The sequence below is a fragment of the Mycobacterium interjectum genome (assembly GCF_900078675.2).
Lineage (GTDB): Bacteria > Actinomycetota > Actinomycetes > Mycobacteriales > Mycobacteriaceae > Mycobacterium > Mycobacterium interjectum.
The window spans coordinates 109,501-122,175 of the sequence record NZ_LT546236.1 but is presented as its reverse complement, the minus strand read 5'-3'; the positions used below and the strand labels follow the sequence as shown (position 1 = coordinate 122,175).

7 protein-coding genes are annotated in these 12,675 nt (G+C 67.7%); 1 reads left to right on the top strand and 6 read right to left on the bottom strand.

Translation table 11 applies throughout. The features are described from left to right. Nucleotides 1–114: 114 nt before the first annotated feature. The 4 genes from BN4348_RS21195 to BN4348_RS20000 form a co-directional block, all read right to left on the bottom strand. A complete protein-coding gene (locus BN4348_RS21195; protein ID WP_066907254.1) occupies nt 115–4,065 on the bottom strand; it encodes a DNA-directed RNA polymerase subunit beta' in 3,951 nt (1,316 codons plus the stop codon). A 41-nt stretch (nt 4,066–4,106) separates the two neighbouring features. Then, nucleotides 4,107–7,604, bottom strand: a complete 3,498-nt coding sequence (rpoB, locus tag BN4348_RS20990) for a DNA-directed RNA polymerase subunit beta (RefSeq protein ID WP_096866074.1) — start codon at nt 7,602–7,604, stop codon at nt 4,107–4,109. Nucleotides 7,605–8,034: 430 nt separating this feature from the next. Next, nucleotides 8,035–9,045 carry an ABC transporter ATP-binding protein gene (locus tag BN4348_RS20905; protein ID WP_066907248.1) on the bottom strand — a complete coding sequence of 337 codons (1,011 nt, stop codon included), beginning with the start codon at nt 9,043–9,045 and terminating at the stop codon, nt 8,035–8,037. Nucleotides 9,046–9,214: 169 nt separating this feature from the next. Further along, on the bottom strand, nt 9,215–10,696 hold the full coding sequence (locus BN4348_RS20000) for a carotenoid oxygenase family protein (RefSeq protein ID WP_066907245.1): 1,482 nt from the start codon (nt 10,694–10,696) through the stop codon (nt 9,215–9,217). A gap of 71 nt (nt 10,697–10,767) precedes the next feature. Here BN4348_RS20000 and BN4348_RS19940 point away from each other — a divergent pair, with 71 nt between their 5' ends. After that, the gene (locus BN4348_RS19940) at nt 10,768–11,454 is read left to right on the top strand and encodes a TetR/AcrR family transcriptional regulator (RefSeq protein WP_066907288.1); all 687 of its coding nucleotides are present in this window, start codon (nt 10,768–10,770) and stop codon (nt 11,452–11,454) included. A 48-nt stretch (nt 11,455–11,502) separates the two neighbouring features. On the opposite strand, the gene rplJ is transcribed toward BN4348_RS19940, so the two are convergent. Beyond that, complete coding sequence (gene rplJ, locus BN4348_RS19750; RefSeq protein ID WP_066907242.1) at nt 11,503–12,159, bottom strand: 50S ribosomal protein L10; 657 nt, start codon at nt 12,157–12,159, stop codon at nt 11,503–11,505. A 245-nt stretch (nt 12,160–12,404) separates the two neighbouring features. After that, nucleotides 12,405–12,675: ROK family protein (locus BN4348_RS19625; protein WP_142308627.1), on the bottom strand; the 271-nt coding region annotated here is incomplete at its 5' end.

The window sequence follows — 12,675 nt, the reverse complement described above, 5'->3', positions numbered from 1 at the left end:
GTGCGCCGCAATTGACATGCCACGATACCGCGAACGCCCCTGGGCCATCGTGAGATCGAGGCAACGAAAGAGCCCCGGGCCTTTCTGTGGGCCCGGGGCTCTTTCGTGTGTTGACTAGCGGTAGTCGGAGTACCCGTAGTCGTCCAGCGGGACCGCGGCCCCGGTGGCCTGGCCGAAGTCCGGGCTGTAGTAGTGATCCTCGTAGGACGGGATCGTGTACGCCGCGGCGCGGGCCTCCTCGGTGGGCTGCACCTGGATATTGCGGTACCGGTTGATGCCGGTACCGGCCGGGATCAGCTTTCCGATGATCACGTTCTCCTTCAGACCGTTGAGCTTGTCGCTGCGGCAGTTGATGGCCGCGTCGGTCAGCACTCGCGTGGTCTCCTGGAACGACGCCGCGCTCAGCCACGAGTCGGTGGCGAGGCTCGCCTTCGTGATACCCATCAGCACCGGACGTCCGGCGGCGGGCTCGCCGCCCTCGGCCACCACCCGGCGGTTCTCGGCCTCGAACTCCGCGCGGTCGATCAGCGAGCCGGGCAGGAACTCCGTCGCGCCCGAGTCGATGATGGTGACGCGGCGCAGCATCTGGCGGACGATCACCTCGATGTGCTTGTCGTGGATCGACACACCCTGGGCGCGGTAGACCTCCTGGACCTCGCGGACCAGGTGGATCTGCACCTCGCGGGGGCCCTGCACGCGCAGCACCTCGTGCGGGTCGGCCGAGCCCTCCATCAGCTGCTGGCCCACCTCGACGTGGTCGCCGTCGGACAGCACCCGCTCGGAGCCGTCCTCGTGCTTGAACACACGAAGCCGCTGCCGCTTGGAGAGCTTGTCGTAGACGACTTCCTCGCCGCCGTCGTCGGGAACGATGGTGATCTTGTAGAAGCGCTCGCCGTCCTCGAGGCGCACCCGCCCGGTGACGTCGGCGATCGGCGCCTTGCCGCGCGGCACGCGGGCCTCGAACAGCTCCTGGACCCGGGGCAGGCCGCCGGTGATGTCCTCACCGACACCGCCCTGGTGGAAGGTCCGCATGGTCAGCTGCGTGCCCGGCTCACCGATGGACTGGGCGGCGACGATGCCGACGGCCTCGCCGATGTCGACCAGCTTGCCGGTGGCCATCGACCGCCCGTAGCAGGTCGCGCACACTCCGGTACCGGTGGTGCACGTCAGCACCGAGCGCACCTTGACCGACGTGATGCCGGCCGCGAGCAGGGCGTCGATCTCCGGGTCACCCAGGTCCTCGCCGCGCGCGACGACGACGTTGCCGGCCTCGTCGACCGCGTCGGTACCCAAAGTCCGCGCGTACGCCGAGGTTTCGATGTACGGGTCGCGGATCAACGTGCCGTCCGGCTGGCGCTCGGCCAGTTCGACGACGATGCCGCGCTCGGTCTGGCAGTCGTGCTCGCGGACGATGACGTCCTGGCTCACGTCCACCAGGCGGCGGGTCAGGTAACCCGAGTCGGCGGTGCGCAACGCGGTGTCCGCCAAGCCCTTTCGAGCGCCGTGCGTGTTGATGAAGTACTCCAGCACGGTCAGGCCCTCACGGAAGGACGACTTGACCGGACGCGGGATGAACTCACCCTTCGGGTTGGTCACCAGACCCTTCATGCCGGCCAGCGTTCGGGTCTGGGTGAAGTTACCCGTGGCGCCCGAGTCGACGATCGTGATGATGGGGTTGTCGGCGGGGTAGTGCTCGCGGAGCGCCTGACCCACCTCGTCGGTGGCTTCCTTCCAGATCTCGACCAGCGCCTCGTTGCGCTCGTCGTGGTTCAAAGCGCCACGCTGGAACTGCTTTTCGACCTTGTCCGCGCGCTCCTCGTACTGGTCGAGGATCTCCTTCTTGCGCGGCGGGACCAACACGTCGGCCATCGAAACCGTGACACCGCTGCGGGTCGCCCAGTAGAAGCCGGCGTCCTTGAGCTTGTCGACGGTCTGCGCGACCACGATCATCGGGTAGCGCTCGGCCAGGTCGTTGATGATGGCGGCCTGCACCTTCTTGTGCATCTGCTTGTTCACGAACGGATAGCCCACCGGCAGCAGCTCGTTGAACAGCACCCGCCCCAGCGTGGTCTCGGCCATCCAGGCATCACCCGGCTGCCAGCCGTTGGCGCCGAACAGCTCGGCCTCGAGCTCGGCCGGCGGACGCAGCTGGGTCAGCCGCACCTTGATCTTGGCGCGCACCGAGAGCAGCCCGCGGTCCGAGGCCATGATCGCCTCGGCCGGCGAGGAGTACACGCCGGCCTCCGGCTGGTCCTTGGCGGCCGGCGAGTATTCGCCCTTGCCGCCGTCGACCTCGGTGGTCAGGTAGTACAGGCCGGTCACCATGTCCAGTCGCGGCATGGCCAGCGGGCGGCCGGACGCCGGCGACAGGATGTTGTTGGAGGACAGCATCAGGATGCGGGCCTCGGCCTGCGCCTCCGCGGAGAGCGGCAGGTGCACGGCCATCTGGTCACCGTCGAAGTCGGCGTTGAACGCCTCACACACCAACGGGTGCAGCTGAATCGCCTTGCCCTCCACCAGCATCGGCTCGAAGGCCTGGATGCCCAGCCGGTGCAGGGTGGGTGCGCGGTTCAGCAGCACCGGGTGCTCGGCGATGACCTCCTCGAGCACGTCCCACACCTGGGGACGCTGCCGCTCGACCATCCGCTTGGCGCTCTTGATGTTCTGCGCGTGGTTGAGGTCGACGAGCCGCTTCATCACGAACGGCTTGAACAGCTCCAGCGCCATCAGCTTGGGCAGGCCGCACTGGTGCAGCTTGAGCTGCGGGCCGACCACGATGACGCTGCGGCCGGAGTAGTCGACGCGCTTACCGAGCAGGTTCTGGCGGAACCGGCCCTGCTTGCCCTTGAGCAGATCGCTCAGCGACTTCAGCGGACGGTTGCCCGGCCCGGTGACCGGGCGCCCGCGGCGGCCGTTGTCGAACAGCGCGTCCACGGACTCCTGCAGCATCCGCTTCTCGTTGTTGACGATGATCTCGGGGGCACCGAGGTCGATCAGCCTCTTGAGCCGGTTGTTGCGGTTGATCACGCGCCGGTACAGGTCGTTGAGGTCGCTGGTCGCGAACCGGCCACCGTCGAGCTGGACCATCGGGCGCAGCTCCGGCGGGATGACCGGGACGGCGTCGAGCACCATGCCCATCGGCGAGTTGCCCGACTGCTGGAACGCGGCGACCACCTTGAGGCGCTTCAGCGCGCGAAGCTTCTTCTGCCCCTTGCCGCTTCGGATCACCTCGCGCAGGTTCTCGGCCTCGGCGTCGATGTCGAAGTTCTCGATCAGCTTCTGGATCGACTCCGCACCCATGGCGCCGGTGAAGTACTCGCCGTAGCGGTCGACGATCTCGCGGTAGAGGTTCTCGTCGACGATGAGCTGCTTGGGGGCCAGCTTGGTGAAGGTGTTCCAGATGTCCTCCAACCGGTCCAGCTCGCGCTGGGCGCGGTCGCGGATCTGGCGCATCTCACGCTCGCCGCCGTCCCGGACCTTGCGCCGGGCATCGGCTTTGGCACCCTCGGCCTCCAGCTCGGCCAGGTCGGCCTCCAGCTTCTGCGCCCGGGCCTCCAGCTCGGCGTCGCGCTGGTCCTCGACGCCCTTGCGCTCCACCATCATTTCGGCCTCGAGCGTGGACAGCTCGTTGTGCCGCATCTCGTCGTCGACCGACGTGATCACGTACGCCGCGAAGTAGATGATCTTCTCGAGGTCCTTCGGGGCGAGGTCGAGCAGATACCCCAGCCGCGACGGCACACCCTTGAAGTACCAGATGTGGGTGACCGGGGCGGCCAGCTCGATGTGGCCCATCCGCTCACGGCGCACCTTGGCGCGGGTCACCTCGACGCCGCAGCGCTCACAGATGATGCCCTTGAAGCGGACGCGCTTGTACTTGCCGCAGTAGCACTCCCAGTCGCGAGTCGGTCCGAAGATCTTCTCGCAGAACAGGCCGTCCTTCTCCGGCTTCAGCGTGCGGTAGTTGATCGTCTCCGGCTTCTTGACCTCGCCGTAAGACCATTGCCTGATGTCCTCCGCGGTGGCCAGGCCGATGCGGAGTTCATCGAAGAAGTTGACGTCGAGCACGTAACTCCCTTTCCCCTTGCGGGTTTTAGTAACTAAGTTGGTTAAGCCAGGTCCTCAACGGACGCGGATTCGTTGCGGGACAAGTTGATTCCCAGGTTGGCCGCGGCCCGCTCAAGATCCTCGTCCTCGCCCTCGCGCAGCTCGATCGCCGCGCCGTCGGACGACAGCACCTCGACGTTGAGGCACAGCGACTGCAGCTCCTTGAGCAGCACCTTGAACGATTCGGGGATGCCCGGCTCGGGGATGTTCTCGCCCTTGACGATCGCCTCGTACACCTTGACCCGGCCGACGGTGTCGTCGGACTTGATGGTCAACAGCTCCTGCAGCGTGTACGCGGCGCCGTAGGCCTGCATGGCCCAGCACTCCATCTCACCGAACCGCTGGCCACCGAACTGCGCCTTACCGCCCAGCGGCTGCTGGGTGATCATCGAGTACGGGCCGGTGGAGCGGGCGTGGATCTTGTCGTCCACCAGGTGGTGCAGCTTCATGATGTACATGAAGCCGACGGTCACCGGGTACGGGAACGGCTCGCCGCTGCGGCCATCGAACAGCACCGCCTTGCCGTCGCCGTTGACCAGCACCTCGCCGTCGCGGTTGGGCAGCGTGGCCGACAGCAGGCCCTGCAACTCGGCCTCCTGCGCACCGTCGAACACCGGTGTCGACACGATGGCGTTGGGCTCCGCGTGCAGCAGTTCCTCCGGCAGGTTGGCGGCCCAGTCCGGGACCCCCTTGCCGGTGTCGACCTGCCAGCCGCTGTGCGCGCACCAGCCGAGGTGCGTCTCCAGGATCTGGCCGATGTTCATCCGTCGCGGCACACCGTGGGTGTTCAGGATGATGTCCACCGGGGTGCCGTCCGGCAGGAACGGCATGTCCTCCTGCGCCAGGATCTTGCCGATCACGCCCTTGTTGCCGTGCCGGCCCGCCAGCTTGTCGCCGTCGGAGATCTTGCGCTTCTGGGCCACGTAGACGCGGACCAGTTCGTTGACACCGGCCGGCAGCTCGTCGTCGTCCTCGCGGGAGAACACCCGGATGCCGATGACCTTGCCGGACTCGCCGTGCGGCACCTTCAGCGACGTGTCGCGGACCTCGCGGGCCTTCTCGCCGAAGATCGCGCGCAGCAGCCGCTCCTCCGGGGTCAGCTCGGTCTCACCCTTCGGGGTGACCTTGCCGACCAGGATGTCGCCGTCCCGAACCTCGGCACCGATCCGCACGATGCCGCGATCGTCCAGGTCGGCCAGCACCTCGTCGGAGACGTTCGGGATGTCCCGGGTGATCTCCTCGGCGCCCAGCTTGGTGTCGCGGGCATCGATCTCGTGCTCCTCGATGTGGATCGAGGTGAGCACGTCCTCTTCGACCAGGCGGTTGGAGAGGATGATCGCGTCCTCGTAGTTGTGGCCTTCCCACGGCATGATCGCGACCAGCAGGTTCTTGCCGAGCGCCATCTCGCCGTTCTCGGTGCAGGGACCGTCGGCGATGACCTGGCCGGCCTCGACGCGGTCGCCCGCGTCCACGATCGGCGACTGGTTGGCGCACGTGCCGTGGTTGGACCGGGCGAACTTGCGCATCCGGTAGGTGTGCCGGGTGCCGTCGTCGGCCATCACGGTGATGTAGTCGGCGGAGACCTCTTCGATCACGCCGGCCTTCTCCGCCACGACCACGTCGCCGGCGTCGATCGCCGCGCGCAGCTCCATGCCGGTGCCCACCAGCGGCGCCTCGCTGCGCACCAGCGGGACCGCCTGGCGCTGCATGTTGGCACCCATCAGGGCACGGTTGGCGTCGTCGTGCTCGAGGAACGGGATCATGGCGGTGGCCACCGACACCATCTGGCGCGGCGACACGTCCATGTAGTCCACCTCGGACGACGGCACGTATTCGACCTCGCCCGCCTTGCGGCGGACCAGGACGCGGCCCTCGACGAACCGGCCGTCGGCGTCGATCGGCGAGTTGGCCTGCGCCACCACGTGGCGGTCCTCCTCGTCGGCGGTCAGGTACACGATCTCGTCGCTGACCACACCGTCGACCACCTTGCGGTACGGCGTCTCGATGAACCCGAACGGGTTGACCCTCGCGTACACCGACAGCGAGCCGATCAGGCCGATGTTCGGGCCCTCCGGGGTCTCGATCGGGCACATGCGGCCGTAGTGGCTCGGGTGCACGTCGCGGACCTCGAGGCCGGCGCGCTCACGGGACAGACCGCCCGGGCCCAGCGCCGACAGGCGGCGCTTGTGGGTGAGGCCCGACAGCGGGTTGTTCTGGTCCATGAACTGCGACAGCTGGCTGGTGCCGAAGAACTCCTTGATCGCGGCGACGACCGGCCGGATGTTGATCAGCGTCTGCGGCGTGATCGCCTCGACGTCCTGGGTGGTCATCCGCTCCCGGACGACGCGCTCCATCCTGGACATGCCGACCCGGATCTGGTTCTGGATCAGCTCACCGACGGTGCGCAGCCGGCGGTTGCCGAAGTGGTCGATGTCGTCGGTCTCCACCGGCACCTCGACGCCGCCGGGGACGGTCATCGTGGCCTGCCCCTCGTGGAGGCGGACCAGGTACTCGATGGTGGCGACGACGTCTTCTTCGGTCAGCGTGGTCGCCGTGATCGGGTCCTTGGTGTTCAGGCCCAGCTTCTTGTTGACCTTGTACCGGCCCACCCGGGCCAGGTCGTAGCGCTTCTCCTTGAAGAACAGGTTCTCCAGCAGGGTCTGCGCGGACTCCTTGGTCGGCGGCTCGCCCGGACGCAGCTTGCGGTAGATGTCCAGCAGCGCCTCGTCGGTGCCGGCGGTGTTGTCCTTCTCCAGCGTCGACATCATGATCTCGGAGAAACCGAACCGCTCGGTGATCCGCTCGGCGGTCCAGCCCAGCGCCTTGAGCAGCACCGTGACGGGCTGCCGGCGCTTGCGGTCGATGCGCACGCCGACGGTGTCGCGCTTGTCGACGTCGAACTCGAGCCAGGCGCCTCGGCTGGGGATCACCTTGACGCTGTGCAGCGTCTTCTCGGTGGACTTGTCGATGGTCTCGTCGAAGTACACGCCGGGCGAACGCACCAGCTGGCTGACTACGACGCGCTCGGTCCCGTTGATGATGAAGGTGCCCTTCTCGGTCATCATCGGGAAGTCGCCCATGAACACCGTCTGGCTCTTGATCTCGCCGGTGTTGTTGTTGATGAACTCGGCCGTGACGAACAGCGGGGCCGCGTAGGTCATGTCCTTGTCTTTGCACTCGTCGACCGGCGCCTTGACCTCGTCAAAGCGGGGGTCTGAGAAAGACAGCGACATCGAGCCCGAGAAGTCCTCGATCGGCGACAGCTCGTAGAGGACCTCTTCCAGGCCACCCACCGGCTTGGCTTCTCCACGGCCCGCGGCGGACTCGCGCCAGCGCGGCGAGCCGATCAACCACTCAAACGAGTCGGTCTGCACGTCAAGGAGCCCCGGAACCTCGAGCGGTTCGCGGAGCTTGGCGAAGGAAACTCGGTTAGGCGCCCCGGGCACGGAGCCATTCGTGGAACTTTTTTGGCGACGCTTGCTCTGGCGGGAATCTGCCAAGATGCATCCTTCCAGCACCTCGTGCGACTCACGGGAACCGGGGGCACCGGCTGCGTTCGCCGCATCAAATTTTTCGGTATGGCCGGCGAACGATCTGCCCAGATCTCACGCGCGCAACTAAATAGCTAAGCCGCGGGTGGGGGCTCAGGCTAAGACCACAGTGTCAGGTGGCGGGTGAGGTGGGCAGGAGGTAGCCAGCGCAACGTCCAACAATAGCGCAGGCGCGCGCATTCCTCAACTACCCACAACAATCTGCCCAGGGACATCGGCGCTGGCTGGCAAATCGACTTTCCCGTGGACACATGCTGCCCAACAGACTGACCCGTTTACGCCCTGTCGTCAAGAGGAACAAGCGGCAAGTTGCGCCGAGTTATCGCAAATTTCTCGGATGGCCGCCGCCGGGTCAGGCCCCGGGTTCGCCCGCGGCGCGCTACCCGCCGAATTCGTTCGCCCGGTACTTGTGGGTGCCCTCCAGGTCGTCGAGGATGGCCGCCTGGGCCTTCTTGGGCAGCGTGTGCAGGATTTCGCGCACCCGGGCCTGGCGCCGCGCGACGGCCTTGCGCTCGGGCATCCCCGGCGTCGCGACGATCTGTGGCGGCACGCCCTCGATTTCCTCGACGCCGCCGTCGCGGTGACCCGCGTCGAGCAGCGCCTGCTCTTCGGCCATGGTCGCCTCGTCCTTTTCCTCGGACATGCCGATCGGCCCGATGCGGCGGCCGTTGAGGAACTGTCGCACCACCGGCTCGTCGCTGGTCAGCAGCACCTCCCGCGGGCCGAACATGACCAACTTGCGGCGGAACAGCATGCCCATGTTGTCCGGCACGGTGCGCGCGATGTTGATGTTGTGCGTCACGATCAGGACGGTGGCGTCGATCTGGGCGTTGATGTCGAGGATCAGTTGGCTCAGGTAGGCGGTACGGACCGGGTCCAGACCGGAGTCGGGCTCGTCGCACAGGATGATCTGCGGGTCCATCACCAGGGCCCGGGCCAGGCTGGCGCGCTTGCGCATACCGCCGGAGATCTCACCGGGGAACTTCTTCTCGTCGCCGCCCAGGCCCACCAAGCTCAGCTTCTCCATGACGATGTCACGGATCTCGCCTTCCTTCTTCTTGGTGTGCTCGCGCAGCGGGAACGCCGCGTTGTCGAACAGGTTCATCGAGCCGAACAGCGCGCCGTCCTGGAACATCACGCCGAACAGCGTGCGGATCTCGTAGAGCTCCTTGGCCGAGCACTCGAGGATGTCCGTGCCGTCGATCATGATCGAGCCGCGCTCCGGCCGCAGCAGGCCGATCAGCGACTTCAGGAACACCGATTTGCCGGTACCCGACGGCCCCAGCAGGACGCTGACCTCACCGCTGGGGATATCCAACGACACGTCTTCCCAAATCCTCGAGGGACCAAAGGACTTGGTCAGTCCCCTCACCTCGATTGCGACGCCCATGGGAAATCCTTCCGTCGACGCTTGTGCCCGCCACCTGCCCTTTTCTGTGGCATGAGTCACTGTAGCGCACGCTCCTGGGACCGCATCACGGTTGGACAGCACCGCCGGCAAAAATTGGCCGACCTGAGATCGGAGTGCCTGTCGCCGGTGGGCGTTATTGACGCGGGTGTTAGCCAGCCGGCGCCCAGTTGCCGTGGAAACCCATCGGCACCCGCTGCGGCAAATGCACGGTCGCCACCGATTCGAGGGTCTGGGCATCCAGCAGCAGCAATTGTCCTTCGTCGCGGTCGCGGTGGTAGCAGTAGCCCATCAGGACGCCGTCGTCTTCGGCCCGGCCCGCCGGGTTCGGCACGAAGGACATCTCGCCGAGCGAAAGGGCGGGATCGAGCACCGCGACCTCGTGCGCCCCCGTCGCGTAGTCATGCTTGTAGAGCCCCGGCCGGGCGCCCTGGAAGGACGCACCGATGGTGTAGCCGTAGCGGTGCCGCCCGCCCAGCAGGGCCTCGTTGATCCGGGGGAATTCCTGGGGCCGGTCGTCGCGGCATTCGGTGGTGACGGCGCCGGTCGCCAGGTTGACGGTCCAGCGGTCCAGCGTGGGCGGGGCCTCGCCGGGGCCGCGCCGGTCGCGGTCGAACATCCGGGCGTAGCGCACCACGTCGAGCACCAAAACCTCGGCGCCGTCCCGCATTTCGGAATAGGCGTTGAGCGGGTGGTAGACGTAGCAGGGCTCGATGCCGAACCAGCGGACGTCCTTGTTGTCGCCCTCGCGCGGCATCACCCCGATGCGCGCCGGGTAGTTCGGGTTCCAGGCGTACGGCATCCGGTCGGAGTGCTTCGGGTCGCGGTTCATCCTCGCGTGGAGCGGGCCCGGCACCCGGACGCGTCCGACCAGCGACTGCATCACCAGCCGGGCCGGCGCCGACAGCCAGCGCGGCATGGTCACCGGCAGCGCCTGCGCGGCGTCGAACGTCACCGGCAGGTCGTAGATGACCACATATTTGTCGGTCAGCGAGAAGTCGTGCATCATCGGCGACCCGGACACCTCGATGTCGACGGTGCGGCGGGCCCGCCCCTGGGTGTCGATCACCGAATACTGCACGCTGCGCCCGCGGGCGAACGAGTACGACACCGCGTGCAGCTCGCCGGTGCGCGGGTCGCGGTGCGGGTGAGCGGTGTAGCCACCGGCCAGGGTGCCGTCGAAGTCGCACGTTCCGATGGTGTCCAGCTCGTCGGTGAGCTCGTAGTTGGCGACGCCGCCCTCAACAAGCGCCAGGGTGCGTCCGGCGTGCGCCAGCACGTTGGTGTTGGCGCCCAGCGACAGCATGCCCGCCCGCGGGTCGAGCCGGGCCGGCGCCGGCTCGCCGAGGCCGGCGCACACCGACAGGCTGCGCACCCAGCGGTTGCGGTACCAGTCGGCCTTGCCGTCGCGCAGCGCCACCCCGTGCACCATGCCGTCGCCGCTGAACCAGTGATAGGTGGCCGGGTCGACCTCCTCGGCCGGGTTCGGTCCGTTGCGCAGATACCGCCCGTCGAGGTGCTCGGGGATGTGCCCGGTGACCTCCAGATCGGTCGCGGTCACCTCGGCGCCCACCGGCGCCAGGAAGCCCTCGAGATACGGATTCCGGGATGGGGCGGTTTGCACGGATGTCACTGCTAAGCTCCTATAACATTGATATTTCGCTGTTATGAGGACGGTACGCCGGTGATGGGAAGATGACAAGGATGACTTCGGAGACCCAGCGCAGCGTGCGTGACGAGATGCTGCACGCCGCCGTCGGCCTGCTCGACGAGCACGGGCCGGACGCGCTGCAGACGCGCCGGGTGGCGGGCGCGGCGGGGACCTCGACGATGGCGCTGTACACCCATTTCGGCGGGATGCGGGGCCTGATCGCCGACGTCGCCGAGGAGGGCCTGCGGCAGTTCGACGCCGCGTTGACGGTGCCCCAGACCGACGACCCGGTCGCCGACCTGTTCGCCGTCGGCGCCGCCTACCGGCGCTACGCCATCGAGCGTCCGCACATGTATCGGCTGATGTTCGGCAGCACCAGCGCGCACGGCATCAACGCACCCGCGGGCAACGTCCTGACGCTGACGGTCGCCGAGATCGATCAGCACATCCCCAGCTTCGCGCACGTGGTGCGCGCGGTGCAGCGGTCCATACGCGCGGGACGGATCACCGTTGGCCTGGCCGCCGACGGTGCGACCGACGAAGCGATAGTGGCCACGGCCGCCCAGTTCTGGGCGTTGGTGCACGGGTTCGTGATGCTCGAATTGGCCGGCTTCTACGGCGAGGACGGCGCGGCCGTCGCGCCGGTGCTTGGCTCGCTGACGTCGAATTTCCTTGTGGCTTTGGGAGATTCGCCTGAGCGCGTGCGAGCCTCGCAGCGCGCGGCCTTCGGCGTCCGCTGAGCGCACGACACCCCCGGAAGCGCGCTTCCGGGGGTGTCGTGCGTGGTGCTACTTGACGGTGACGGTGGCGCCGGCGGCCTCGAGCTTGGCCTTGGCGTCGTCGGCCGCCTCCTTGGCGACCTTCTCCAGCAGCGGCTTGGGCGCGCCGTCGACCAGGTCCTTGGCCNCCTCGGCGGCGGGCGCCGCGGCCTCGGCGGGCTTCTTCTCCTGCAGGGCGGCCAACAGGCGGGCCATCTGCGAGGTCGGGGCGGCGAACAGGCCGGCCGCCTTGGCCAGGTTGCCCTTCATCGCGCCGGCCAGCTTGGCCAGCAGCACCTCGCGGGACTCCAGGTCCGCGATGCGCTCGACCTCGGAGACCGTCAGCGGGTGGCCATCCATGTAGCCGCCCTTGATGACCAGGGCCTTGTTGTCCTTGGCGAAGGTCTTGATGGCCTTGGCGGCGTCGACCGGCTCGCCACTGACGAACGCGATGGCCGTCGGGCCGGCGAACAGCTCGTCGAGACCCTCGATGCCGGCGTCGGCGGCCGCCCGCTTGATCAGCGTGTTCTTGGCCACCGTGTAGGTGGCCGATCCCGCCAGCGACCGGCGCAGCTCGGCCAGGTTGGCTACCGTCAGACCGCGGTATTCGGTGATCAGGGTGGCCGTCGAGTCCTTGAACTGCTCCGCGATGTCTGCGACGGCGGTGGCCTTGTCAGCCCTGGCCATGCATACCTCCTGTCAGTGAAAGTCTTCGCGATTCACCGGAGGAACGCCTAAGAACGAAGTACGCCCCGGCGCAGGAAGCGGCCGGGGCGTGAAGATGCGCCGGCGCGGGCCGGCGATGGTGCCTCGTCCTCCTGCGTGGGCCGCCGGGATGTTCCCGGACCTTCAACCGATTGCTCGGTGACCGACGGTCTTCGGTGGATCGCCACCACAATAGCGTGACCCCCCGCGGTCAGCCAAAACGCCGCCTAGCTGAGCCCCGCCAGCCTGGCCGCGCCGACCAGCCCGGCCTCGCCACCCAGCGCGGCCGGCACCACGCGCAGGCCGGCCAGGAAGTCCAGTCCGGCGTAGTCGGCCAGCGCCGCGCGCAGCGGGTCGAAGAGCACGTCGCCGGACTTGGCGACGCCGCCGCCGATGACGACGAGGTCGAGGTCGCACACCGCCCCGACCGACGCGATCATCGCCGCCAGCGCGGTGGCGCCGCGGCGAAACGCCCGCGCCGCCTGGGCGTCCCCGGCC